The organism is Shewanella sp. S1-49-MNA-CIBAN-0167 (assembly GCF_040310145.1).
GTDB lineage: Bacteria > Pseudomonadota > Gammaproteobacteria > Enterobacterales > Shewanellaceae > Shewanella > Shewanella psychromarinicola.
This window is the reverse complement of record NZ_JBEOPO010000133.1, coordinates 1-380: the sequence shown is the minus strand read 5'-3', so window position 1 is coordinate 380 and position 380 is coordinate 1. Positions and strand designations below refer to the sequence as shown.

Annotated in this window: 1 protein-coding gene; it reads left to right on the top strand. The window is 39.7% G+C overall.

What is annotated here, in order from left to right; all coding sequences use genetic code 11:
• Window positions 1–88: 88 nt before the first annotated feature.
• Entirely contained in the window at window positions 89–274 is a 186-nt protein-coding gene (locus AAEZ00_RS20695; RefSeq protein ID WP_351015165.1) for a type 2 periplasmic-binding domain-containing protein, read from the top strand.
• Window positions 275–380: the final 106 nt, after the last annotated feature.

Below are 380 nucleotides of genomic sequence, written 5' to 3'. Positions count from 1 at the left end.
CGACATAAGCGTGATATTGAGTATCGATGTTTATGTCGTTGCTTAACTATCCCCTTAACTACTCGCTTGAATACTCATTTGAGCATTCTTGCTAGCGTTAGTTTTCTTGTCTAATAATGATCTAGCGGCGGGTCGATTAGTACCCATACTGCAGTCGGATAAATTTACTCACATAGAGCGTGAACAAGTGAATGCGGTGTTTTACACATTGTCTATCGTTGCGCGACGTATTTCTGCATTTATTGAGTTTATTCAACCGAGATTAACCTTGTAACTAAGGGCGCGATTTGATCTTTTGACCGACATTTGCAATTTGAACAAAACAGATTTGTCTCGTTGGCTGTTTATTTCTGTTTCTAGTTGGCGCACAGTGTTAGTTC